This is a genomic window from Streptococcus sp. 27098_8_82 (assembly GCF_041431615.1).
Lineage (GTDB): Bacteria > Bacillota > Bacilli > Lactobacillales > Streptococcaceae > Streptococcus > Streptococcus sanguinis_K.
In genome coordinates this window covers 264,117-289,721 of the sequence record NZ_JAPVYB010000002.1, presented here as the reverse complement: position 1 = coordinate 289,721, position 25,605 = coordinate 264,117, and the positions used below count along the sequence as shown (strand labels likewise).

24 protein-coding genes are annotated in these 25,605 nt (G+C 45.1%); 22 read left to right on the top strand and 2 right to left on the bottom strand.

Annotated features, from left to right (window positions below; all coding sequences use genetic code 11):
* The first annotated feature begins 9 nt into the window (after positions 1 to 9).
* The 21 genes from O3627_RS04740 (at position 10) to recG (ending at position 21,625) form a co-directional block, all read left to right on the top strand.
* Positions 10 to 651, top strand: a complete 642-nt coding sequence (locus O3627_RS04740; RefSeq protein WP_002901058.1) for a hypothetical protein — start codon at positions 10 to 12, stop codon at positions 649 to 651.
* A 23-nt stretch (positions 652 to 674) separates the two neighbouring features.
* On the top strand, positions 675 to 1,301 hold the full coding sequence (gene eutD, locus O3627_RS04735; protein WP_002896361.1) for an ethanolamine utilization phosphate acetyltransferase EutD: 627 nt from the start codon (positions 675 to 677) through the stop codon (positions 1,299 to 1,301).
* Positions 1,302 to 1,332: 31 nt separating this feature from the next.
* The gene (locus tag O3627_RS04730; protein ID WP_125381950.1) at positions 1,333 to 1,980 is read left to right on the top strand and encodes an ethanolamine utilization protein; all 648 of its coding nucleotides are present in this window, start codon (positions 1,333 to 1,335) and stop codon (positions 1,978 to 1,980) included.
* A gap of 14 nt (positions 1,981 to 1,994) precedes the next feature.
* Entirely contained in the window at positions 1,995 to 2,276 is a 282-nt protein-coding gene (locus O3627_RS04725; protein WP_002896356.1) for a EutN/CcmL family microcompartment protein, read from the top strand.
* Positions 2,277 to 2,292: 16 nt separating this feature from the next.
* Entirely contained in the window at positions 2,293 to 3,387 is a 1,095-nt protein-coding gene (locus tag O3627_RS04720) for an ethanolamine utilization protein EutH (protein WP_002896353.1), read from the top strand.
* A gap of 17 nt (positions 3,388 to 3,404) precedes the next feature.
* Positions 3,405 to 3,854 carry a cupin domain-containing protein gene (locus O3627_RS04715; RefSeq protein WP_002898196.1) on the top strand — a complete coding sequence of 150 codons (450 nt, stop codon included), beginning with the start codon at positions 3,405 to 3,407 and terminating at the stop codon, positions 3,852 to 3,854.
* Positions 3,855 to 4,266: 412 nt separating this feature from the next.
* Positions 4,267 to 4,998, top strand: a complete 732-nt coding sequence (gene pduB / locus O3627_RS04710; protein WP_260425614.1) for a propanediol utilization microcompartment protein PduB — start codon at positions 4,267 to 4,269, stop codon at positions 4,996 to 4,998.
* A gap of 21 nt (positions 4,999 to 5,019) precedes the next feature.
* Complete coding sequence (locus O3627_RS04705) at positions 5,020 to 6,681, top strand: propanediol/glycerol family dehydratase large subunit (RefSeq protein ID WP_002896348.1); 1,662 nt, start codon at positions 5,020 to 5,022, stop codon at positions 6,679 to 6,681.
* Between the two features lie 11 nt (positions 6,682 to 6,692).
* A complete protein-coding gene (locus tag O3627_RS04700; protein ID WP_002898192.1) occupies positions 6,693 to 7,361 on the top strand; it encodes a propanediol/glycerol family dehydratase medium subunit in 669 nt (222 codons plus the stop codon).
* Between the two features lie 30 nt (positions 7,362 to 7,391).
* Positions 7,392 to 7,907: a diol dehydratase small subunit gene (locus O3627_RS04695; RefSeq protein ID WP_002903911.1), complete on the top strand. Its 516-nt coding sequence runs from the start codon at positions 7,392 to 7,394 to the stop codon at positions 7,905 to 7,907.
* A gap of 98 nt (positions 7,908 to 8,005) precedes the next feature.
* Positions 8,006 to 9,862 carry a diol dehydratase reactivase subunit alpha gene (locus tag O3627_RS04690; RefSeq protein ID WP_125352172.1) on the top strand — a complete coding sequence of 619 codons (1,857 nt, stop codon included), beginning with the start codon at positions 8,006 to 8,008 and terminating at the stop codon, positions 9,860 to 9,862.
* Positions 9,843 to 10,223, top strand: coding sequence for a glycerol dehydratase reactivase beta/small subunit family protein (locus tag O3627_RS04685; protein WP_125381949.1), 381 nt, complete (start codon positions 9,843 to 9,845; stop codon positions 10,221 to 10,223). Before O3627_RS04690 ends, O3627_RS04685 begins: the two co-directional genes overlap by 20 nt.
* Before the next feature lie 58 nt (positions 10,224 to 10,281).
* Entirely contained in the window at positions 10,282 to 10,815 is a 534-nt protein-coding gene (locus O3627_RS04680; RefSeq protein WP_048774151.1) for a heme-binding protein, read from the top strand.
* A 188-nt stretch (positions 10,816 to 11,003) separates the two neighbouring features.
* Entirely contained in the window at positions 11,004 to 11,717 is a 714-nt protein-coding gene (locus O3627_RS04675; RefSeq protein WP_002910465.1) for an MIP/aquaporin family protein, read from the top strand.
* Positions 11,718 to 11,850: 133 nt separating this feature from the next.
* Complete coding sequence (locus tag O3627_RS04670; RefSeq protein ID WP_075202734.1) at positions 11,851 to 13,050, top strand: acetate/propionate family kinase; 1,200 nt, start codon at positions 11,851 to 11,853, stop codon at positions 13,048 to 13,050.
* A gap of 283 nt (positions 13,051 to 13,333) precedes the next feature.
* On the top strand, positions 13,334 to 15,853 hold the full coding sequence (gene secA, locus O3627_RS04665; protein WP_002911859.1) for a preprotein translocase subunit SecA: 2,520 nt from the start codon (positions 13,334 to 13,336) through the stop codon (positions 15,851 to 15,853).
* Positions 15,854 to 15,873: 20 nt separating this feature from the next.
* Positions 15,874 to 16,905: a 3-deoxy-7-phosphoheptulonate synthase gene (locus O3627_RS04660; RefSeq protein WP_125381947.1), complete on the top strand. Its 1,032-nt coding sequence runs from the start codon at positions 15,874 to 15,876 to the stop codon at positions 16,903 to 16,905.
* 1 nt (position 16,906) lies between these two features.
* Positions 16,907 to 17,938, top strand: a complete 1,032-nt coding sequence (locus O3627_RS04655) for a 3-deoxy-7-phosphoheptulonate synthase (protein WP_343091944.1) — start codon at positions 16,907 to 16,909, stop codon at positions 17,936 to 17,938.
* Positions 17,939 to 18,045: 107 nt separating this feature from the next.
* Entirely contained in the window at positions 18,046 to 18,408 is a 363-nt protein-coding gene (gene acpS, locus O3627_RS04650) for a holo-ACP synthase (protein ID WP_125381944.1), read from the top strand.
* On the top strand, positions 18,398 to 19,504 hold the full coding sequence (gene alr, locus O3627_RS04645) for an alanine racemase (RefSeq protein ID WP_312022696.1): 1,107 nt from the start codon (positions 18,398 to 18,400) through the stop codon (positions 19,502 to 19,504). Before acpS ends, alr begins: the two co-directional genes overlap by 11 nt.
* 105 nt (positions 19,505 to 19,609) lie before the next feature.
* The gene (recG, locus tag O3627_RS04640; protein ID WP_343091945.1) at positions 19,610 to 21,625 is read left to right on the top strand and encodes an ATP-dependent DNA helicase RecG; all 2,016 of its coding nucleotides are present in this window, start codon (positions 19,610 to 19,612) and stop codon (positions 21,623 to 21,625) included.
* Positions 21,626 to 22,337: 712 nt separating this feature from the next.
* Here the strand turns inward: recG and O3627_RS04635 are convergent.
* A complete protein-coding gene (locus O3627_RS04635) occupies positions 22,338 to 23,300 on the bottom strand; it encodes an asparaginase (protein WP_343091946.1) in 963 nt (320 codons plus the stop codon).
* Between the two features lie 180 nt (positions 23,301 to 23,480).
* On the opposite strand from O3627_RS04635, the gene O3627_RS04630 reads away from it, so the two are divergent.
* Positions 23,481 to 24,872, top strand: coding sequence for a Cof-type HAD-IIB family hydrolase (locus tag O3627_RS04630; protein WP_343091975.1), 1,392 nt, complete (start codon positions 23,481 to 23,483; stop codon positions 24,870 to 24,872).
* A 21-nt stretch (positions 24,873 to 24,893) separates the two neighbouring features.
* Here O3627_RS04630 and O3627_RS04625 read toward each other — a convergent pair whose 3' ends face one another.
* The gene (locus O3627_RS04625; protein WP_002896311.1) at positions 24,894 to 25,346 is read right to left on the bottom strand and encodes a universal stress protein; all 453 of its coding nucleotides are present in this window, start codon (positions 25,344 to 25,346) and stop codon (positions 24,894 to 24,896) included.
* Between the last annotated feature and the right edge of the window lie 259 nt (positions 25,347 to 25,605).

The following is a 25,605-nucleotide window of genomic DNA, read 5'->3' as shown; positions in this document are numbered from 1 at the left end:
TGTGAATACATGTCAGTTTTTACAGAAGCTAAGATCAGAAAGCTTTATAGAGAATCCGTTCTCGCTGATAACGGTGTCTTTGAATTAAACAAAGATGAAAAACTGACGCCAGCAGCCAGAGGTTTTCTCAATGATCACCATATTCGAATTATCTGTTCAGGTCAGACCAAAGGGAAAACAGCCTCAGCTGCTGATGCTATCAGGGTGCCGATTACAAACCTTGAGGACTCTGCTGTGTATCCACGACTATTTAGACTGACTAAACTTTATACTTGCTTTTTGAAGAACCAGAGAGAATTGCATCAGGCTTTTCAGGATGAAAAGTGTGAGCAAGTTGGCCAACTATTGAACATAGTAGAACAAATCGTCGGCCATCATATTCTGGATGATATTTCTGATTACCAGACAGACCTGCCTAGCAATGCAGAATTGCAGGCCATTCGGGTCAGTCGACAGCTCGATCAAGAAACGGTTATGATGAGTTATCAGGAGCCGACTTGGCAGCTGAATTGCTATGAAACATATATCGAAACGACCCTCCTGCGCAAAGAATTGGAGCAGGCTGCTGATGGTGACAGAGATCAATTTGCTTGTAAGGTTTCTCAATTATTAAAATCAATTGAAGTCTTGCTCTGGTTGATAGCAAGCTAATAACAAGAGAAAGAAGAACAGCAATGACTTTAGAAAATTTGGTAAATAAAGTAATTGATAAAGTTCAGGAAGAATTGCAGGGGTCATTTGAGGTAGAGGCGAGCGGACGTCATGTCCATTTGAGTCAGGAAGATTTGGAAGCCTTGTTTGGTCCCAACTATCAATTAACAAAAGCAAAAGACCTATCACAGCCAGGCCAGTTCGCTAGTCAAGAAAGGCTGACAGTTGTCGGTCCAAAAGGCGCTTTTCACAATGTGGTCATTTTAGGACCTGTTCGCAAACATTCTCAGGTAGAAGTTTCCCTGACAGACTGTTTGCAGCTGGGCACCAAGGCACCCATTCGCGAAAGTGGTGATATCGAAGGAACACCGGGTGTCATCTTGGCTCATGGAGACAAGGCAGTTTGCCTGGATAAGGGCCTAATCGTAGCTAAGCGTCATGTTCATATGACACCGGAAGATGCTGAACGTCTGAATGTAAAAAATCACGAGATTGTACAAGTCAGAGTAGAAGGAGCTCGTCCGCTGATATTTGATGATGTGGTTATCCGGGTTAGTCCTAAATTTGCAACCTATATGCATATTGACTACGATGAAGCCAATGCTTGTGGTTTCAAAAAAGGAACACGCGGACGGATTATTAAAAAATAAGTCCTATGAGCAAATAAAAGGTAGGTAAAGAATGGAAAATCTAGATCATTTAGTAGATTTGATTACAGACCGCCTGATGGAAAAATTGAAGAAAAAGCCTCAGAAACCCTCAGTATACGTCATTGGAGGCGATAAGATTCCTGACTTATTAGAAGGGGAAGGCTTTCAAGTCATAAAAGATTCTTGCACAGCAGAGATTGTTGTTGTTGAGACACTTGGCTTTGATGCTTTTCTAAGACTCTCATCCCTTTGCCCTTTGGCGGTGGAGGAAGCAGTCATTTTAAAGAGTCTTTTGAAAGGCAAAAAAGTTCTAGTGTCAGACAGCGCCTTTGCTATTCAGCAGTACAAGCAATCTTCTAAAGTGCACTTGTATCAGGAACTGCAGGGACAGCGCGAAAAGCTCGTCCGCTATGGTCTGCAATTTTATAAAGAAGGCCAACTCTTGGCACTCCTAGAAAGCAATCAAGCTGAAGAGCCTCGCCCGGAAGTGAAACGGACGGTGGCAGAAGAAGTCAGCCAAAAGGCTAAGGCTCCGAGCAAGACGGTTTTGCTGACAGAGAAAAAGCTGAGAGAAATGGGTTTACCTGAAAATGGAAGCTTTAAAATAGAAAAAGGAATGATTGTGACAGCCTTGGCGAGAGATTATCTAAAACGTCAAAAAATAGAAATCATAGAATAAAGGAGTGGGTAGAGATGTTTGTTGGTAAAGTAAAAGGAAGCCTTTGGGCGACTAGAAAAGACGAAAATTTAAATGGTTTGAAATTTTTAGTGGTCGAACGGCAGCTAAATGAACATCAAAGTGACCCAGCTCTGCTTATTGTGGCCGACTGCATCGGTGCAGGCGAAGGAGACCAAGTAATGGTAACCACTGGCAGTTCTGCTCGGATGAGCCTAAATAAGACAAATATCCCTGTGGATATGGTCGTTGTGGCTATCATTGACAAGGTTGACTATCACAGTGATGAAGAATATTAGAAACTAAGGTAATGTTATGAGTATCAATGAAATTATCATTTATATCATGGTTCTATTCATGCTGATCGGTGCAGTGGATAAATGTATCGGTGGCAAACTAGGACTAAGTGAAAAATTTGAAGAAGGTATCATGGCTATGGGAGCTTTGGCTCTTTCTATGGCTGGGATTATGGTAATCGCTCCCCTCTTGGCGGATGTCTTGAAACCAATTGTCGTGCCTTTGTATGGCTTGGTGGGAGCTGACCCGTCTATCTTTGCGACAACCTTCATTGCCAATGATATGGGAGGAGCTCCTCTGGCTCTCAGTTTGGCTCAGGATCCAGCGGTAGGAAATTTTGCTGCCTTTGTACTGGGCTCTATGATGGGGCCAACCATTGTCTTTACGATTCCAGTTGCCTTGGGTATTATCGAAAAAGATGACCGTCCGCTTTTGGCTCGCGGAATCCTATATGGTTTGGTAACTGTTCCGATTGGCTGTCTCCTCGGAGGAATTTTCGTGCCAGGTCTGCCTTTTGGAACCTTGGTTGTCAATCTTATCCCGATTATCATTGTATCTGCTCTGATTTTCATAGGATTGCTTTTGGCACCTAATGCCATGATTAAAGGTTTTGAAGTGTTTGGTCAGATTATTGTTATCTTGGCAACGCTTGGTTTGGCTTTTGGTGCAGCTCAGCTCCTGACTGGTAATGAATGGCTCATCAGCCTCTATCCAAAAGGTGCTGAGACACTGAAGGAAGCCTTTGAAGTTGTCGGAACGATTGCCGTGACCTTGGCTGGAGCCTTTGGTCTGGTAGCTGTCTTTACCAAGGTAGCTAACAAACCGCTTTCTGCTATCGGAAAATCCCTAGGAATGAACGAAGTTGGTGCAGCTGGTTTGGTAGCTTCTCTGGCTAATAACATTGCCATGTTCCAGATGATGAAGGATATGGACAAACGCGGTAAGATTATCAACGTAGCCTTTGCCGTATCTGCTTCCTTCGTTATCGGAGATCACCTAGGCTTCACAGCTGGTCAAAAACCGGAAATGATTGTGCCGATGATGATTGGTAAATTTGTCGGCGGTATCACAGCGGTATTACTGGCTTTCTTCTTAACGAAAAAGGAAGCTTAGACTTGGAGGTATGAAGTATGGCAGATATTAATCGTTCTGACCTAGAAACATTGGTTCGTAAGATTTTATTGGAAGAATTAGCCACTAAAGATGGTGGGAAGAAGGTCAGCAAGGCAGGCGTAGCTTCTATCGCCCTGCCTGGTCTGGATGTTCGTCCAGAAGATCGCTTGGATACAGGTGATTCGAGCCATCAAGTTTATACACGAGACTTGCTGACCTTAGACGAAAGCCCAAGATTGGGCTTGGGTCTGATGACCATGGAAAAGACAACTTTCCCATGGCATCTGGACTATGATGAAGTGGACTATGTTATTGAAGGGCGTCTTGATATTATCGTTGGTGACGAAGTCATGACAGCTGGCCCTGGCGAAGTACTCTTTATCCCTAAAGGCAGCGATATTCAGTTCTCTGTCAGAGATAAGGCCCGCTTTATCTATGTGACCTATCCGGCTGACTGGCAAGGCTAGTTTGTCGGAAGATTGAACTATCAGATTTACTAGAATGGCAGGACAGCGGCCTGCTGTCCTGCCATTCTGTAATGATGGAAAATAAAAAAACAGATAGAAGATGAGCACCCCTGCGAAAAGTTTATCATCTGTTATCTGTCTCTGCGATTGTTATTTCTGAAGGGAAAGGCCTGTCAAGTATATTTCTTGTAGGCTTAGCTTGGCATTCCTAAAAAAGTTGGTTAGGCTCTTTTTGAGAATGCAGAATTTTTTCCTTTTTAAAAAACAACCATATTCATTCTAACAGAAAACCTTAGAATAATCTATTCTTTTGACCCAAAAAAAGTAAAAAAATAGAATCAGAAAGAGGCGTATGTCTACAGTGCTCCTCTTATCTGATTTCCTTATTCCCTAAAATTGTAAGCGCTTCAAAATATATGTCAGCGAAAGGAGCTGTCTTATGGAAAACAAATGCAATATTACAGAATTTGTCGGTGTTAATCCGATAGGCGATACAATTGGACTTGTCATTGCCAATGTGGACCAGCAGGTGCTGGATGCTATGAAGCTAGAAAAGAGCTATCGCTCAATTGGTGTAGTCGGTGCTCGTACCGGTGCGGGTCCTCATATTATGGCCGCAGATGAAGCGGTCAAAGCAACCAATACAGAAATTGTTAAAATCGAACTGCCTCGTGATACCAAGGGCGGTGCTGGACACGGAAGTTTGATTATCTTCGGTGGTGAAGATGTATCAGATGTCAGACGAGCTGTGGAAGTAACCTTGAAGGAAGTGGATCGAACCTTTGGCGATGTTTATGCTAATGATGCAGGGCATATTGAACTCCAATATACTGCGCGTGCTAGCTATGCTTGCCAGACTGCCTTTGGTGCTGAATACGGCCGTGCTTTTGGCTTGATTGTCGGAGCACCTGCAGCTATTGGTGTTGTTATGGCGGATACAGCTGTTAAGGCTGCCAACGTTACTGTTGTCGGCTATGCTTCTCCAGGAAATGGTGGTACCAGCCACTCAAACGAAGCTATCCTCTTTATCAGTGGGGATTCTGGAGCAGTTAGACAATCAGTTATCTCAGCGCGTGAAGTTGGACTGGCACTTTTAGGCAGTATGGGTGACGAGCCAACCAACTCACAGCCATCTTACATTTAAGAGTGAGAGGGAGGAAACGGTATGAGATCCAAACGTTTTGAAGTATTAAGCGAACGCCCTATCAACCAAGATGGATTTGTAAAAGAATGGGTTGAAGAAGGTTTAGTGGCTATGGAAAGCCCCAATGATCCTAAACCCAGTATCAAGATTCAAAATGGGAAAGTGGTTGAGTTAGACGGCAAACCAAAAGAAGAATTTGACCTGATTGACCAGTTCATTGCTAACTACGGGATTGACCTGAGTCGAGCTGAAGAAGTTATTCAGATGGACTCAAGAGAGATTGCCAATAAAATATTGACACCGAATGTGCCTCGGACAGAAATCATCAAGCTGACCAAGGCCATGACTCCGGCTAAAATCATTGAAGTAGTCAATCAGATGAATGTCGTGGAAATCATGATGTGTCTGCAAAAGATGCGGACCCGTAAGCAAACAGCTACTCAAGCCCACGTCACTAACGTCAATGATAACCCAGTTCAGATTGCAGCAGATGCGGCTGAAGGAGCTCTGCGCGGTTTTGCAGAACAGGAAACAACGGTTGCCGTAGTGCGTTATGCTCCTTTCAATGCTCTGTCTCTGATGATTGGCTCCCAAGTGGGCCGTCCTGGGGTACTGACTCAGTGCTCCTTGGAAGAAGCGACAGAGCTAGAATTTGGTATGCGTGGCTTTACGGCCTATGCTGAGACCATTTCTGTTTATGGTACAGAAGATGTCTTCACTGATGGAGATGATACACCTTGGTCCAAGGCCTTTCTGGCTTCAGCCTATGCCTCTCGTGGACTTAAGATGCGCTTCACTTCTGGTACAGGGTCTGAAGTGCAGATGGGACAAGCCGAAGGCAAGTCCATGCTCTATCTGGAAGCTCGCTGTCTCTATGTAACAAAAGCAGCTGGGGTTCAAGGAACTCAGAATGGATCAGTAAGCTGTATCGGTATTCCAGCAGCTGTTCCGAGTGGTATTCGGGCGGTCGTTGCTGAAAACTTGATTGCCAGCATGCTGGATTTGGAATGTGCTTCATCAAATGACCAAACCTTTACTCACTCAGACTTACGTCGCTCTGTTCGGACTTTGATGCAGTTTGCGCCAGGTACAGACTTTATCAACTCTGGCTACTCTGCTACACCAAACTATGACAATATGTTTGCCGGATCTAACTGGGATGCGGAAGATTTTGACGACTACAATGTCTTGCAACGTGACCTGCGGGTAGACGGTGGTCTTCGTCCTGTACGAGAAGAGGAAGTTGTAAAGGTTCGGAACAAGGCAGCACGCGTTATGCAAGCTCTTTTCAAGGGCTTGGGTCTGCCGCCGATTACTGACGAAGAAGTCGAAGCAGCTACCTATGCTCATGGCTCTAAAGATATGCCAGAGCGGGATAAGGTTGAAGACATCAAGGCTGCTCAAGGTATTCTGGAACGCGGAGTTCAAGGGGCTGATTTGATCAAAGCCTTGGCTAATAATGGCTTCCCAGAAGTTGCCAATGAGTTGCTCAATTTGTTCAAGCAACGTGTAGCAGGGGATTTCCTGCAAACATCTGCTATCTTTGATCGGGATTGGAATGTTATTTCAGCGGTGAATTCACCGAATGACTATGTTGGTGTCGGTACAGGCCATCGTCTGGTCGGCGAAGAATGGGAAAAAGTCAAAGACATTCCTAAAGCGATTGACCCGCGTGATGTATAGGAGGAGCTAAGATGACAGAGATAAATGAAACTTTACTGCGCTCCATTATTGCAGAAGTGATGAAAGAGATGAGCGTCAATACCAACGAAACAGCTGCTGAAACAAGCGAAAAGCCTGTCACAAAGCCTGTGTCCAATGAAAAAGCTGTCATCCGTACAGTTGGTGTGGCTAAACCTAGCCAGTCAACGGATGAAGTCGTTATTGCAGTTGGACCTGCCTTTGGAGAACAGCAGGTGAAGACGATGGTGGACATTCCTCATACGGAAGTACTGCGTCAGCTGGTGGCTGGTATCGAAGAAGAAGGGCTCAAGGCTCGCATTGTCAAGGTCTATCGTTCTTCTGACGTTGCCTTTGTAGCGGTAGAAGGAGACCACTTGTCTGGTTCTGGCATTTCTATCGGTGTTCAGTCTAAGGGAACAACGGTTATTCACCAACGTGATTTGCCACCGCTCAGTAATCTGGAACTCTTCCCGCAGGCACCTTTGTTAACTCCTGAAACCTATCGTTTGATTGGTAAAAATGCTGCTAAGTATGCCAAGGGTGAAACACCAAATCCGGTGCCAACCCTTAATGACCAAATGGCTCGTCCTAAGTACCAAGCTTACTCAGCCTTACTGCATATTAAGGAAACGAAACTGGTTAAAAGAGGAAAACCAGCTGATGAATGTCAGGTGATTTGATGCATATGATGTCTACAAGGAGAAATCAGAATGAGTGAATCAGTAGAAACATTAGTAAAACAAATATTAGCCGAGCTAAGCGACAGCGGCTCAACTAATCAAGGAGCAGCCAATCGTCCTGTCAGTTCTGATGAAGCGACAGCGGCTGATTATCCTATTTCTAAAAAACACCCAGACTGGATAAAGGTTGGTCAGGATAAGAAATTCGAAGATATTACACTGGAAAATATCTTGTCTGGCTATGTAACAGCGGAGGATTTGCGGATTAAGCCAGAGATTTTGATCAAGCAAGGTGAAATTGCTAAGAATGCCGGCCGCGAAGCAATCCAGTATAACTTTTCTCGGGCTGCGGAACTGACCAAGGTTCCGGATGCGCGTGTGCTGGAAATCTACAATGCCCTGCGCCCTTACCGGTCTTCCAAACAGGAATTATTGGATATTGCCAATGAATTGGAAAACCAATATGGAGCTGTTATCTGTGCAGGCTTTGTCAGAGAAGCCGCTGAAAATTATGAGCGCCGCAAGAAGTTGAAAGGTGACAACTAATCCGGTTTTACCAAGGCTATTTTGGGTTGAAAAAAGATTATTGTCACTTCTTTTATAAATGCTGCTCAAAATAGCCTAATCTTGGTGGAGGTGAAAATGTGAAACGAATCATTGGAGTAGACATAGGAAATTCTTCGACCGAGTCTGCCTTAGCTGAAGTGCAAGATGATGGAAGCATTCACTTTCTTGCCTCAGCCATTGCGGATACAACAGGTATCAAGGGGACCAAGGAAAATGTCCACGGGATTTATCAATCTCTGAGAAAATTGATGGAGCAAACACCGCTTGAGTTGGGACAAGTTGATTTGATTCGGATCAATGAAGCGACGCCTGTTATCGGCGATGTTGCCATGGAAACCATCACAGAGACGGTCATTACTGAGTCTACCATGATTGGTCATAATCCCCGTACTCCAGGCGGTCTGGGTCTGGGGATTGGACTGACAGTGGATATTCTTGATTTGGTTCATCATCCGATTGATGGGAAATACATTGTAGTAGTGCCGAAGGTCATTGATTTTGACTTGGTTGCCCAGCTGATCAATGCCTATCTAGCCAAGGGCTATCAGATTACCGCTGCCATTCTGCAGGCGGATGATGGGGTCCTGGTCAACAACCGCATTAGCCAAAAGATTCCAATCGTGGATGAGATTCTCTTTATTGACAAGGTTCCTTTGGGCATGCAAGCTGCTGTTGAAGTGGTAGAGCAGGGGAAGGTAATTTCCCAATTATCCAATCCCTATGGCATTGCTACGGTCTTTGGCTTGAGTGCAGAAGAGACGAAAAGCATCGTTCCCATTGCCCGTGCCCTCATTGGCAATCGCTCGGCTGTCGTGATTAAGACACCGGCAGGTGACGTTCAGGCTCGGACGATTCCAGCAGGTAGTATCCAAATTATCGGCAAGGAGCATACCTTAAAGGTGGATATTTCTAAGGGCGCCGATGAGATTATGGAGAAAATCGTCTATGCTGGCGAGATTAGCAATGTTGTTGGAGAAGCAGGCACCAATGTTGGAGGCATGCTGGAGAAGGTTCGTCAAACCATGGCTGACTTGACCGAGAAAGAGCCTTCCGATATTTATATCCGTGACTTACTGGCCGTCAATACTTTTGCTCCGATTTCTGTGCGTGGTGGTGTGGCTGGAGAATTTTCTATGGAGCAGGCTGTCGGCATTGCCTCTATGGTAAATTCTGACAAGCTGCAAATGTCCATCATTGCCCAAGAAGTCGAACGAGAGCTGGGTATTACCGTAGAAATCGGTGGAGCAGAAGCTGAATCAGCTATCCTCGGGGCTCTGACTACACCAGGGACGGATCGCCCCTTGGCTATTTTGGACTTAGGGGCAGGCTCGACAGATGCTTCCATTATCGATAGCAGGGGTCAAATCTTGGCTGTCCATCTAGCTGGTGCCGGTGATATGGTAACCATGCTGATCAATTCGGAGTTGGGACTGGAAAATCATCATCTTGCAGAGGACATCAAACGATATCCTCTGGCTAAGGTAGAAAGTCTTTTCCATATCCGGCATGAAGACGGGACTGTTCAATTTTTTGACAAGCCGCTGTCTGGAGATTTGTTTGCCAGAGTCGTCATCGTCAAGGAAAATGATGAATTTGTTCCTATTGATGACGGAGACTACTCTATCGAGAAAATCAAACTCGTTCGGCAGTCAGCCAAGGAAAGAGTCTTTGTTATCAATGCGGTTCGGGCTCTCAAGCGTGTCAGCCCCACTCAAAATATTCGAGACATTCCTTTCGTTGTCATCGTGGGTGGCTCAGCTTTGGACTTTGAAATACCTCAGCTAGTGACCGAAGCCCTCTCTCAGCATGCCATTGTAGCTGGTCGAGGTAATGTGCGTGGCTTGGTAGGGCCTCGAAATGCAGTAGCGACCGGACTGATTTTGACCTATGTCAGAGAGAAATGGGGGGTCGACTATGGAATTAGCTTATACTAGAAAGCCCACCATTAGGCTTATTGCTACGGACGATGCTCCTGCGGATAAGGTGGCACAAATCGGCTACGGTATCGAAGAGGAAGGTATCCCATTTAGTCTGGTCAGCCCAGATGAACTTAGCGATCCTGTATCACTAGCGCATGTGGCTGCAAATCAATCCCAGCTTTTAGTAGGGATTGCCTGTGACGGGCGAGATGCAGTCCTCCATTATCGTAACTTGCCGCTTGAAAAATTTATCTATCGTATCAAAGATTATTCTGCTATACCAGACCATGTCTTGCGCCTATTTGGCTCAAATGCAGCGCGTTTGGTCAAGGGAGTCCCGTTTAAAAAATCTGACCTGTTAGAAACATCTTTTTGACTTGTTCCGATCGATTCAAAAAGATGGCCGAGCTAACTACTGAAAAGAGGTGAAATGGATGGCTAGAGATAGAGAGAAAGACGAGCTCAGCAGTCCAGAACTATCAAGCTGGGAAGGAAACTCAGAATTTCAGGACATCATCATCCAAAAAGTCCTTGCCAGATGCCAAACCTTACTGGATAAAGAGCCTGTTCTTTTCACAAATATCTATCAGGATGCCTGGGAATTGGTAACAAGGGCCAGACACAAGGCTGAAGAGCTGGGACTAGCCGTCGTGATAACGGTGGTTGATCCAGCAGCACAAGTCGTGATGACCTATCGTATGGAAAATGCCTTGTTAGTGAGTAACGATATGGCTTATAAGAAAGCTTACACAGCTGTTGGCATGAGGATGCAGTCCAAGGATTTAGCACTTTTAACTCAGCCTGGCCAGTGGCTCTATCAGCTGGAAACGATGACTGACAATAAGGTTGTTAGTTTAGCTGGTGGCATTCCTGTTTATTGCCAGTCAGAGATGATTGGCGGTATCGGCGTCAGCGGAGGAAGTTCTGAGGAAGACCAGTCCATTGCTGAGTATGCTGTAGGACTGTAGAGAAGCAATCTAGCAAATTAAATAATATCAGAGGAGAGAATACCGCTTGCAATCCATGCTTTGGAGCTAGGGATTTTCTCCTATTTCACGAGCATATTTCTCTTATACTTTCTTAGACTCTATATTGCGCTGTAGAAGCAATATAGAGGAGAGAGTATAAAGTATTTCGAAATGAAGGAGTATGGAGTATGGAAAAATATCTAGGTGAATTTTTAGGCACCATGGTTCTGATGGTTTTTGGGAATGGAATCGGAGCGTCTATTAGTCTTAATAAGAGTCTTGCAAAAGGTTTCGCTCCCAATTGGTTTACCGTTGTATTTGGCTGGGGCTTGGCAGTGACCTTGGGTGTCTATACGGCAGGATTTTATAATACTGGCGGTCACCTTAACCCAGCTGTCACTATTGCCTTTGCGGTGGGTGGCATCTTCCCTTGGGAACAAGTGGTGGGCTATATCATCGCTCAGATTCTAGGGGCTTTTGTCGGAGCGGCTATTGTAGTGCTCTTCTATTATCCCCATTTCAAACAAACCAAGGCAGAAGAAGGCAACTCAGTTGGCGTATTTGCTACTGGACCAGCCATCCAGAATCCAGCATTTAATTTGCTCAGCGAGATCGTTGCGACTTTCTTCTTCATCTTTGCACTTTTGATGATAACGCACGGCGAAATCACGCCTGGACTCACTCCACTCTTAGTTGGCTTCCTCATTATGGCGGTCGGCTTGTCTTTGGGTTCGACGACAGGTTTTGCCCTCAACCCAGCTCGGGACTTCGGTCCGCGCCTTGCTTATGCCCTCTTGCCAGTTCCGAATAAAGGAGATGCAAACTGGGCTTATGCTTGGGTGCCAATTGTAGGACCGACTATCGGCGCTGTCTTGGCTGTCTTGGCAGTCAATGCTATGTAATATATAAAATAGTAAATAAGCTAGCCGACCAGTTGAAGCTAGCTTATTTATCTAACAAGTAGCAATGGAAAATTTCAGTTTTCAAAAAACGTTATTTGAAAAAATCACTGTTTTCATTGCTCAGGAGAAAAATATGTCTAAAAAAATTTTTGCGATTAATGCGGGCAGTTCGTCATTAAAATTTCAACTGCTCAGTATGCCTGATGAAAGCCTTTTGGTGAAAGGAATTTTTGAAAAGATTGGCTTAAAGGAAGGCATTTTTAAGATTGAATTTGAAGGTCAAAAAGAAAAGGAACTGCTGGCTATTCCTTCGCATCAATTTGCAGTGGATTACCTGCTGAACTTTCTTTTGGAGCGGAAGCTGATTGCTTCTCTGGACGAGATAGATGGGGTTGGTCATCGCGTAGCCCATGGTGGAGAATCCTTTGATGATTCAGCTTTGATAGACAAGCAAGTGCTATCCATCATTGAGAAGCTGTCTTTCTTGGCTCCTAGCCATAACCCTGTCAACTTGGTAGGGATTCGAGCTTTTCAAAAGGCGCTGCCGGAGACAGGACAAGTGGCTGTGTTTGATACGGCCTTTCATCAAAGCCTTTCAGAATCTTATTATCTCTATCCTCTTTCCTGGGATTACTATCATAAATACGGTTTGAGAAAGTATGGTTTCCATGGAACGAGTCACAAGTATATTGCTCAAAAGGTAAAGGAGATTTGGGAAGGGCAAGGAGAAGCTGCTGAGCATTTGAAGATTATCAACTGCCATTTGGGCAATGGTGCTAGTATTTGCGCCATTAAAAATAGTCAGTCTGTCAATACTTCGATGGGATTCACCCCCTTGGCTGGCCTGATGATGGGCTCCCGCTCAGGTGATATTGACCCTATGATTCTCCCTTTCCTGCTAGAACAGGAAAAATTATCAGCTCAGCAATTAAGTGATGTCCTCAATAAAGAATCCGGTCTGCTAGCGATCTCCCAGCTTAGCAATGATTTAAGAGATGTTTTGGAGGCTTGTGACAGAGGCGATGAAAAAGCTAGTCTAGCAGTTAATATGTTTGTCAACCGTATCGCTCAGACTATTGCAAGCTACATCACAGATTTAGATGGTCTGGATGCCTTGGTCTTTACCGCTGGAATCGGGGAGAATTCAGCCTTGATCCGCAGCTTGGTCGTTCAAAAGCTCAATTGCTTAGGACTTTCTTTAAATCAGGCAGCTAACGAGCAAGGACAGCTCTTTATCCAAAATTCCCAGTCGCAGGCTAAAATTCTCATTCTTCCAACCAATGAAGAATTGATGATTGCCCAAGACACCATGCGCTTGCTGGATTTTAAGTAGCCAAAAGAGGGGTAGAATGTCCAAGGAGTGTTAGACACTATCGGAAAAAGGTCTCTTTAGCAAAAAGAACACTTTTTATCTTTGTATTGTTTGGACTCGAAAAGACAGAGCAAGACCTCTGCCTTTTCTTTTTTAGCTTAGATATCTTGCCATCTCCCAGTTCTGTAAGTACAGTCTAATGAAGCTTTTTTGCTTTTTTCATTCTTGAAAGATATAGGAAAACATGCTATAATGAAAAGAACATTCTAAAAATCAGAAAGATTATTATATAGTAAGGAAAAAAATGGCGAATATTTTAAAGACTATCATTGAAAATGATAAAGGTGAATTAAGAAAATTAGAAAAAATGGCTGACAAAGTCTTGGCTTATGAAGACGAAATGGCGGCCTTGTCTGATGAAGAACTTCAGGCAAAAACAGAAGAATTCAAGAAACGCTATGCTGATGGTGAAACTTTAGATCAGCTCTTATTTGAAGCTTTTGCGGTTGTCCGTGAAGGAGCTAAGCGAGTGTTGGGTCTTTTCCCTTATAAGGTTCAGGTTATGGGAGGGATTGTTCTCCATCATGGTGACGTTCCAGAGATGCGTACCGGTGAAGGAAAAACCTTGACAGCGACAATGCCAGTTTACCTAAATGCCCTTGCAGGAAAAGGTGTGCACGTTGTAACAGTCAATGAATACCTGACTGAACGTGACGCGACCGAAATGGGTGAACTTTACTCTTGGCTGGGGCTTTCTGTCGGTATTAATCTGGCAGCTAAGTCTCCATCTGAGAAGAAAGAAGCATATGCTTGCGACATTACCTATTCAACCAATGCTGAGATCGGCTTTGACTACCTGCGTGATAACATGGTAGTTCGTGCTGAAAACATGGTGCAGCGCCCACTCAATTATGCCTTGGTCGATGAGGTGGACTCAATCCTGATTGACGAAGCGCGGACACCGTTGATTGTATCAGGACCGGTTTCTTCAGATACCAACCAGCTTTATCATATGGCTGATCACTATGTCAAATCTCTGGATAAGGACGACTACATCATCGATGTTCAGTCTAAGACGATTGGTTTGTCTGACTCAGGTATTGACAAGGCAGAAAGTTACTTCAAGCTGGACAATCTCTATGATATTGAAAATGTTGCCCTGACTCACTTTATCGACAATGCCCTGCGAGCTAACTACATCATGCTCCTTGACATTGACTATGTGGTCAGTGAAGATCAGGAAATTCTGATTGTCGATCAGTTTACCGGTCGGACAATGGAAGGACGTCGTTACTCTGACGGTCTCCACCAAGCGATTGAAGCTAAAGAAGGTGTGCCGATTCAGGAAGAAACAAAGACTTCTGCTTCCATTACTTATCAGAACCTCTTCCGTATGTATAAGAAGCTGTCCGGTATGACAGGTACAGCTAAGACGGAGGAAGAAGAGTTCCGCGAAACATATAACATTCGTGTTATTCCGATTCCAACCAACCGTCCGGTAGCGCGTATTGACCATTCTGACCTGCTCTACCCAAGTATTGAGTCTAAGTTTAAGGCAGTTGTGCAGGATGTTAAAGAACGTCATGAAAAAGGGCAGCCAGTTCTGGTTGGTACTGTTGCGGTTGAGACTAGTGATTATATTTCTAAGAAATTGGTAGAAGCTGGGGTTCCTCACGAAGTTCTTAATGCGAAAAACCACTATAAAGAAGCACAAATTATCATGAACGCCGGCCAACGCGGTGCGGTTACTATTGCGACCAATATGGCCGGACGGGGAACTGATATCAAGTTGGGTGAAGGTGTCCGCGAACTGGGGGGACTCTGCGTTATTGGTACAGAGCGCCATGAAAGTCGCCGGATTGACAATCAGCTGCGCGGACGTTCAGGCCGTCAGGGTGATCCAGGTGAGTCACAATTCTACCTGTCACTGGAAGATGAGCTTATGCGTCGCTTTGGCTCAGAGCGCATTAAAGCCCTCTTGGATCGAATGAATCTTAGTGACGAAGATTCTGTTATCAAGTCTGGCATGCTGACCCGTCAGGTAGAGGCAGCTCAGAAGCGTGTCGAAGGAAATAACTACGATACGCGGAAACAAGTCCTGCAATATGATGATGTGATGCGTGAGCAACGGGAAATTATCTATGCTGAGCGCCACGATGTCATTACTGCTGACCGTGACCTCAGTCCTGAAATCCATGCTATGATTAAACGGACGATCAACCGTATCGTTGATGGTAGCAGCCACTCTGATCAGGATGATAAGATTGAAGCGATTTTAAACTTTGCTAAGTATAACTTAGTTTCAGAAGATTCTATTTCAGACAGCGATTTGGAAGGCAAGTCTGACCAAGAAATCAAAGATTATCTGTTTGAACGTGCATTGGAAGTCTACGACAGTCAGATTGCTAAGCTGCGAGACGAAGAAGCTGTGCGTGAATTCCAGAAGGTCTTGATTCTGCGCGTGGTGGACAGCAAGTGGACTGACCATATCGACGCCCTTGACCAGCTGCGCAATGCTGTTGGACTGCGCGGTTATGCACAAAATAACCCAGTTGTCGAATATCAAGCAGAAAGCTTCCGTATGTTCAACGACATGATTGGTTCTATTGAGTTTGATGTGACTCGTCTGATGATGAAAGCACAGATTCATGAGCAAGAGCGTCCTCGGACAGAGCGGGCTATCAGTACAACAGCTACCCGCAATATCTCTGCTAAGGCGCCAAATATGCCCGAGAATGTAGACCTGTCCAATGTAAAGAGAAATGACCCTTGTCCATGTGGTTCTGGCAAGAAGTTCAAGAACTGTCACGGCCGTAAAAAGTAAGCATAAAAGAAGGAGAATAGATGACCTTTAAAGCAACTAGTCAACCCATTGATGTGGCAGAAGTTCGCCAACTTGCTAAGCTAGAAGGCGACATGTTAGCTCGCAAGGAAAAGCGTGACCGAGAGTTGGAAGCAATTCTGCGTGGTCAAGATGACCGCATTCTCTTGGTTATCGGCCCCTGCTCTTCAGATAACGAAGAAGCGGTGCTAGAGTATGCCAAGCGTCTATCTGCTCTCCAAGAAGAAGTAAAAGACCGTATTTTCATGGTCATGCGGGTTTATACTGCCAAGCCTCGGACGAACGGAGATGGCTACAAAGGGCTCATTCATCAGCCTAATGCGACTGCTGCTCCAAGTCTGATTAATGGCATCAAGGCAGTCCGCAATTTGCACTATCGGGTTATTTCCGAGACAGGCATGACCACAGCTGATGAGATGCTCTATCCGGAAAATCTGCCTCTGGTAGATGATTTGATTTCTTACATGGCTGTAGGAGCTCGCTCGGTCGAAGACCAGCAGCACCGATTTGTAGCTAGTGGAGCGGATCTTCCGACTGGCTTGAAAAATCCGACTTCTGGTAATCTCAATGTCATGTTTAACGGCATCTATGCAGCTCAGAACAAGCAGAGTTTCCTATTCGCTGGTAAGGAAGTAGAAACATCTGGCAATCCCTTGGCGCATGCAATCTTGCGCGGTGCTCTGAATGAATACGGTAAGAATATTCCCAACTACTATTATGATAATCTGCTGGACACCATTGCCCAGTATGAAAAAATGGGCTTAGAAAATCCCTTTATCATCATTGACACCAATCATGATAACTCTGGTAAGCAGTATCTGGAGCAGGTCCGTATCGTTCGCCAGACTCTGATTAACCGTGACTGGAATGAAAAGATTAAGGCTACAGTACGTGGCTTTATGATTGAGTCTTATCTGGAAGACGGTCGTCAGGACGATCCGGAAGTCTTTGGCAAGTCCATTACTGACCCTTGTCTGGGCTGGGCTAATACAGAACAGCTAGTTCGTGAAATTTATGATACATTAGGAAAATAGTATGGCATTTATTGAAAAAGGTCAGAAGATTGACATTGAGCAGATTAAGTCCAGAACCAGACTGACTAGTCAGGCCTTGACTCATAAAAACAAGCGAGACCAAGAACTAGCTGAGATTCTCAGTGGGGAAGACGAGCGTATTCTCTTGGTGATTGGTCCTTGCTCATCAGACAATGAAGAGGCTGTGCTGGAGTATGCCCGCCGTTTGTCAGAGCTGCAGAAGAAGGTCGCAGATAAGATTTTTATCGTCATGCGCGTCTATACTGCTAAGCCGCGGACCAATGGGGATGGCTATAAGGGCTTGGTTCACCAGCCAGATACTTCTAAAGCTCCTAGTCTTATCAATGGTTTGCAGGCTGTTCGTCAGCTGCACTACCGCGTCATTACAGAGACTGGTCTGACGACGGCTGATGAGATGCTCTATCCGTCTAATCTTGTGCTGGTGGACGACTTGGTAAGCTATCATGCTGTGGGTGCTCGCTCAGTTGAAGACCAGGAGCACCGCTTTGTGGCATCAGGTATTGACGCTCCAGTCGGCATGAAGAATCCAACTTCTGGTAATCTGGGAGTTATGTTTAACGCTGTCTATGCGGCACAAAATAAGCAGACTTTCCTTTTTCATGGCCAGGAAGTAGAAACCTCTGGGAATACTTTGGCTCACGTTATTCTGCGTGGGGCTACCAATGAATACGGTAAGAACATTCCAAATTTCTACTATGAAAATATGCTGGATGCCATTTCCTACTATGAAAAGATGGGCTTGGAGAATCCTTTCATCGTCATCGATACCAATCACGATAACTCTGGCAAGCAATATCTGGAACAGATTAGGATTGTACGTCAGACCTTGCTGAATCGGGATTGGAACGAAAAGATTAAGAGAGCGGTTCGTGGTTTTATGATTGAGTCTTATCTGGAAGATGGCCGGCAAAATGAACCGGAAGTCTTTGGTAAATCCATCACCGATCCTTGCCTAGGCTGGGACAATACAGTTCAGCTTATTGAAGAAATTTACAACACTTTAGATAAATAAGGAAAATTGAAAGGGACAGTCTTGACCTGTAAAGAGGACTAACTGTCGGGTGAAGACGAACTCAGCTGGCGGCCCAGCTGAGTTTTGTCGCCTTTCCAGAGAATGATATGATAAAAGGACACGGAATTGACATAGAAGAACTGCCTGCCATTGAGCGAGCCTATCTGAAAAATGCCCGCTTTGCAAAAAAAGTCTTGACGGAGGCGGAGCTTACTCGTTTTGAGGAGTTATCCGGTAAGCGGAAAATTGAATTTCTGGCTGGTCGTTGGGCTGCCAAGGAGGCTTTTTCTAAAGCTTGGGGAACCGGCATTGGTAAGCTCAGGTTTCAAGACTTGGAGATTTTAAACGACCGTCAGGGAGCACCTTTTTTCAGCCGTTCACCTTTTGCTGGCAAGGTTTGGATTTCGATCAGCCATGCTGCTGGCCTAGTTACAGCCAGCGTTATTTTGGAGGAAAATGATGAAAGCTAGTCTGCATAGACCCAGCAAGGCAGTGATTGATTTAGCTGCTATTGCTTTTAATATTAGACAATTGAGTACCCATCTGCCTCAGACGACAGAGAAGTGGGCTGTCGCCAAGGCAAATGCTTATGGCCACGGAGCTATTGAGGTTTCTAGGCACATTGAGCCCCTTGTAGATGGCTTTTGTGTGTCTAATATCGATGAAGCTTTGGAGCTGCGCTCAGCTGGCATTGGCAAAAAAATTCTGGTGCTAGGAGTATCAAATCTGTCTGCGCTCCCGCTGGCTAGAAAGGGAAAGGTCTCTCTGACTGTAGCCAGTCTGGAGTGGTTGGATTTAGCTTTAGCTGCGGAAAAAGACTTAACAGGATTGAAGTTTCATATCAAGATTGACTCTGGTATGGGGCGGATTGGTTTTCGAGATAGTCAGGAAGCTCAGGAGGCAATCCATCGCTTGCAGGCTGCTGGGGCTGTCGCGGAGGGAATTTTTACCCACTTTGCAACGGCAGATGAAGCGGAGCACCATAAGTTTGAAGCCCAGCTGACTCGTTTTCATCAGATCTTATCTGAGCTGGACAGTGTTCCTCCTCTCGTTCACGCTAGTAATTCTGCTACCTCTCTCTGGCACAGCGAGACCGTTCTAAATGCAGTTCGGCTGGGGGACATCATCTATGGTCTCAACCCTAGCGGAAGAGCCTTGGAACTTCCTTATGAATTCAAGCCAGCTCTGTCGCTGGTCTCAGAATTGGTACATGTCAAGGAAGTAGAGGCTGAAGCAGATGTTGGCTATGGAGCCACCTACACTAGCCAGTCTCAAGAGTGGATTGGCACCATTCCTTTGGGTTATGCGGATGGCTGGACACGGGATATGCAGGGCTTTGATGTCTTGATTGATGGTCAGCGCTGTCCTATTGTCGGCCGAGTTTCCATGGACCAAATTACAGTGCGTCTGCCTCAGGCTTATCCCCTTGGCACGCCGGTTGTGTTGATTGGAAATAGCGGAGCGGAGACCATTACGGTGACAGATGTGGCAGAAAAGCGTGGCACCATTAACTATGAGGTGGTTTGCTTGATTAGCGACCGTGTACCGAGGGTCTATAAAGACTAAGAAGATTAATGCAGGGAACCGCTTGAAGTATTTGATAATGTTCTAGCTTGGTCCCCCTGTCTGTGATTTTATATCCGCAGCAGTATCAGAACTAAAAGAGGAATTATGAATTTACACCAACCTTTGACGGTTCTGCCTGGTGTGGGACCGAAATCAGCAGAAAAATTTGCCAAGTTGGGTCTAGAGACCTTGCAGGATTTACTGCTTTATTTTCCTTTTCGTTATGAGGATTTTAAGAGTAAGAATGTCCTAGACTTGGAGGATGGAGAAAAGGCGGTTGTTTCTGGTCAGGTCGTAACCCCGGCTAATGTCCAGTATTATGGCTACAAACGCAATCGCCTGCGCTTTACCATCAAGCAAGGGGAAGTCGCTCTGGCAGTTAATTTCTTTAACCAGCCTTATCTGGCGGACAAGATTGAAGTGGGAGCGAATATAGCCGTCTTTGGAAAGTGGGACAAAGCCAAGGCTAGTCTGACTGGTATGAAATTGCTGGCTCAGGTAGAGGACGACTTGCAGCCTGTCTATCGGCTGGCTCAGGGAATTAGTCAGGCTAGTTTGGTCAAGCTGATTAAGACTGCTTTTGACCAAGGTTTGGACTTGCTCTTAGAGGAAAATCTGCCCCTGCCCCTGCTGGAACGCTACCAGCTAGTGAGCAGAGTGGAGGCTGTGCGGGCTATGCATTTTCCAAAGGATTTGACTGATTACAAGCAAGCTTTGAGGCGGGTCAAATTTGAAGAACTCTTTTATTTCCAAATGCAACTGCAGGTCTTAAAGAGAGAAACCAAGGCTGTTAGCAATGGATTAAAAATTGATTGGCAGTCGGATGCTGTGGCCGAGAAAAAGCAGAGCTTACCTTTTGAGCTGACTTCGGCTCAGGAGCGCAGTCTGACAGAGATTTTGCAGGATTTGCGATCGCCTGGCCACATGAATCGCCTGCTGCAGGGCGATGTGGGAAGCGGAAAGACAGTAGTCGCTGGTCTAGCTATGTATGCTGTTTATACAGCTGGCTTTCAGTCAGCTCTGATGGTTCCAACAGAAATTTTGGCTGAGCAGCATTTTGACAGCCTAGCTCAGCTATTTCCAGAATTGAAGCTGGCCCTGCTAACTGGTGGGATGAAAGCAGCTGAACGCCGGGCGATATTATCAGCGATTGAAAACGGTCAGGTGGACATGATTGTCGGAACCCATGCCCTGATTCAGGAAGGAGTCCGTTACCATGCGTTGGGCTTGGTCATTATTGACGAGCAGCATCGCTTTGGGGTGGAGCAGCGTCGGATTTTACGGGAAAAGGGAGACAATCCTGATGTCCTCATGATGACGGCGACACCAATTCCCAGAACCCTTGCCATTACAGCTTTTGGTGATATGGATGTGTCCATTATTGACCAGATGCCGGCAGGACGCAAGCCTATCATCACTCGCTGGGTCAAGCATGAGCAGCTGGAAGTCGTCCTCGACTGGCTAAAAAAAGAGCTCCACAAGGGGGCTCAGGTCTACTTTATTTCTCCCTTGATTGAGGAATCTGAGGCGCTGGATCTTAAGAATGCCATTGCCCTAGAAGAAGAACTGACAGCCTATTTTGGTCAGCAGGCCCAAGTGGCTCTGCTTCATGGCAAGATGAAGAGCGAGGAAAAAGAGGCGATTATGCAGGACTTCAAGGAAGGACGGACTGACATTCTGGTTTCCACCACGGTCATTGAGGTCGGAGTCAACGTCCCCAATGCTACTGTGATGGTCATCATGGATGCGGACCGCTTTGGACTCAGCCAGCTTCATCAGCTAAGAGGCCGTGTCGGCCGAGGGAGCAAGCAGTCTTATGCCGTCCTTGTTGCCAATCCCAAGACGGAGTCGGGCAAGCGCCGCATGAAAATCATGACTGAGACGACCGACGGTTTCCTGCTGGCTGAGGAGGATCTGAAAATGCGAGGCTCTGGAGAAATCTTTGGCACTCGGCAGTCTGGTATTCCTGAGTTTCAAGTGGCAGACATCGTGGAAGATTATCCGATTTTAGAAGAAGCCAGAAAGGTTGCCAGCCAGATTACAGCTGATCCGAACTGGCGGATAGATTCTAATTGGCACTTGATTGCTCTTCATTTGGACAAGCGAGATTACCTAGATTAAAGGTTCTTTGAATTAAGTTTCCTGCAAGATATTTATAAGTAGGCTTTAAGTTTGAGGGATTATACTATTGTCAAATCAAAGAAAGAGGTAGGACCAATGACAAAGTAAACATCCCTTAAAATCCTATAACCAAAGCTTGAAGACAAGAAGACTTGCGAGGTATGAGCCACTCAAAGAATAAGAATAATTTAGAATTTTTTCATCATAAATCTCCTAACAAATCACAAACTTCACCCAATCGGTGAAGTTTTTTGTATTTGATTGAAAAGACTTGTTCCTTTCAAATAGTAGATAGGGATTGCTGCCGGACTCTTTGACTATAAGCTTTCCCTAAGAAATCTATAAGAGATTCTTAAGTTTAGGGCTGTATCCTTATATCCAAGTAAGAACAAAAAGATTAGGAACCAAACTTGAGGTCAAACACTCCAAGAGTTTCGTTTTTGCTCTTAAAGAATGAATGATAAGCGAGGTAAAAGCTATGAAAGTTACAATCAAAGTCCACTATCCGAAGACATTTAAGCAAGCTCAGAAAATGGAGGTGACCTATGGTAAGTGATTATATTTTTGAAATTCTAGCGTCTCTGTTTGAGGTTATCTTTTAAGTCCGGCGATTCAATGAAGTTTTCCCAGTGTTAGAATATGAAAGAGTCAAAAAAGTGCTAAGCAAACTTAGCACTTTTTGATTTAAAGAAAATAAATAGGGATTTTATTCTCATCCTTCCATATAATCTTGGAGTTCTTGGTCTTTGAGTCCAGCATTCAGGGCGATGAGCAGTTTGATTCTGGCTTTTTGGGCATTGAGCTCCTTGACGAAGAAGATACCAGCCTGGTGCAGCTGAACGCCGCCTCCTTCATAAGCATAGACTGGCTCAGCAATTCCGTTGAAGCAGCGAGAGACCAGAGCGATTGGCAGTCCGGCTGCTATCATATCAGCCAGTTTGTCAGCTACTTCCTTGGGGAGGTTGCCAGCACCGAATGCCTCTATGATGAGGCCGTCTATCTTGTCTAAATCCAGCATGTCCAGAAGCTCTGTCTTCATACCAGCATAAGCTGGAATGATGGGCACCAGACCAGAAATGCTGTTCAAGTCAAAGCGGACTCGAGGCTCCGCTGTCTTAAAATAGAGAATTTCCTGCTTCATAATCAAACCAAGTGGTCCGTGAGTCGGCGTCTGGAAGGTGCTGACATTGGTCGTGTGGGTTTTGGTTACATACTTAGCAGCATGTGCCTCGTCATTCATAACGACAAGCACGCCTTTATCACAGGCTTTTTCATCACTAGCCACCCGCAGGGCTGTCAGGTAGTTATAGACTCCGTCGCTCCCCAACTCATTGGAACTGCGCATAGCCCCGGTCAAAACGACCGGAATCTTTGGCAGCTGCATAGTATCCAGAAAGTAAGCGGTCTCTTCTAAAGTGTCTGTCCCATGAGTAATGACCACTCCGTCAAATTGGTCAGCACTGGCTTTGATTTTTTGATAAAGCTTGAGCATGTGCTGGGGTGTGATATGAGGACTGGGAATGTTAAAAAAGTCAATGACTTCCGTCTCTATCTCCTCAAGCGGAACGGTCACATGGTTCATAGGGTTATCAGCATTGGTAACGACAGCCCCAGATCCGTCAGCCTGCATGGAAATGGTTCCTCCTGTGTGCAGGACCAAGATTTTTTTTGTCATAAATCCTTTTTCTCCTTGTAGTCATAATGCAGAGTTGAAAACTCACATTATGTTTTCATAGAGTTTTCATTTCTGTTGCATGGATATTACTCCAGCTTTTCTTTTCTGCAATTCATGTGATTGTATGTCATTTTTGTGTTATAATTTATTGTATCATAAAAGGAAAGAATGAGAAAATCAATGGAAGTAAAGGCCGTCTTTTTTGATATTGATGGGACACTGGTCAATGACAGTCGAACGGTTTTGAAATCTACAGAAAAGGCTATTCAGAGTTTAAAGGAGCAAGGAATATTGGTCGGTTTGGCAACTGGCCGCGGTCCTTTCTTTGTCAAACCTTTTATGGAGCAATTGGACTTAGACTTTGCTGTGACCTACAATGGCCAGTACATTTTTTCAAGAGACAGAGTGATTTCTGCCAGTCCCATTGACAAGCAGAGTTTGCGGGATTTAATCTCCTATGCTAAGAAGCATCGGAAAGAGATTTCCTTGGGAACGGCTGAGGCTATGCTGGGCTCCAAGATTATGTCCTTCGGCATGAGCCCTTTCTCCCAGTGGACTAGCCGCTTCATCCCTAAGCGAATGGCGCGAACAGTCAGTCATGGATTTAATAAAGTCATCAGCAAGGCCTTGCCCCAGCATGAAAAGGATCTCCTGCAGCTGATTCAGGAACCGATTTACCAAGCTTTGATTTTGGCCAGTCCAGAAGAAAGCCGTAAGATTGAAGCAGACTTCCCTGATTTGAAATTTACCCGCAGCAGCCCCTATGCGGTCGATATTATCAATAAAGACACGTCTAAGCTAGAGGGGATTCGCCGAGTAGGCAAGGAATATGGCTTTGACATTCATCAGGTCATGGCCTTCGGTGACTCTGACAATGACTTGGAAATGTTATCAGGAGTTGGTCTCTCCATTGCTATGGGAAATGGCACCAGCTCGGTCAAGGAAGTGGCCAAGCATACAACTAGCAGCAATAGTCAGGATGGGATTCATAAGGCTCTGGAGCATTTTGGAATCCTAGCGAGGGAAAAGGTCTTTACCAGCAGCGACCATCACTTTAATAAGGTTAAAGAGTTCCATAGTGTCATGGATGAAAGCACTCAGGAAGAGCCTATTGCCTGGATGCCTCAGGACGCTCGCTATCGGGCAGGCTTCAAACTGGAAGAGCTGGTAGAGTTTCTGCGAGCAGCTAGTAACTCAGAGGAAGACTTTAACAGTTCTGTAGCCTATCTCCATCAAGCGCTTGACAAGGCTGCTGACAAGGTTCGCTCTAAGAGTCAGGCTGAGGTTTCTCTAGTCGGTCAGGTAGATGCCTTGATTGATACTCTTTATTTTACTTATGGCAGTTTTGTCCTGATGGGAGTAGATCCAGAGCAGCTGTTCGATATTGTCCATCGGGCTAATATGGGCAAAATTTTCCCAGACGGGAAAGCTCACTTTGACCCCGTCACCCATAAAATTCTCAAACCAGATGACTGGGAAGAAAAATACGCTCCCGAAGGAGCTATCAAAGAAGAACTGGAACGACAGATTCAGGCCTACCAGCATAGCATAGAGCAGAAAGAACAAAACTAGAGCAGTCATCTGCTCTAGTTTTTATAAAGTTTTTTCTGGGTCTCTGACCACCAGCAAGTCAACCTTGGCGTGGCGCAGGATATATTCAGATGAAGATCCAACTAGCAGCCGTTCAAAGGCATTGAGACCGGTAGCACCGACCATGATTAGATCTACCTTATGCTCTTCTGGGATATCTGTAGCCAAGAGAGTCTTGGGATTGCCCATCTCAATGACAATGTCAACATACTTGATACCGGATTTTTGAGCCTTTTCTTTCAGCTCAGCTGTCAGCTTTTTGGCATCTTCCTGTAAGTCCTCGTAAACATCTGCATCAAAGGTTGAGACACTTTGCAAAGCCCGGGTATCAATGACGTGGGCGATAGTGAGACGAGAGCCGTTTCGGAGAGCTACGTTAACACCCTTTTCAAAGGCTAGTTCGGATTCGTGAGAACCATCCACAGCAACCATAATGTTTTCATATTTCTGAGTCATAGAGCTACCTCCTCTAAAATGGTCGGCAAAGGACGTCGCATCATTCACAGAATGATTGGGCTGACCAAAAATCAATCAGTCCATAACGTCCGAGTGATTTGCAACTATTTTCTTGTTTCTATTGTAACCCTTTTCAGAAAAAAAGTAAAGATAAAATGGAAATGCTGTCAGAAAATTGCAAGCCGAAAAAGATTCCTTTACTTTGAGGGATTAGAAAAAGAATGGGGCTTTTTGTCCTATAATTCTCTTTTTAATTAGA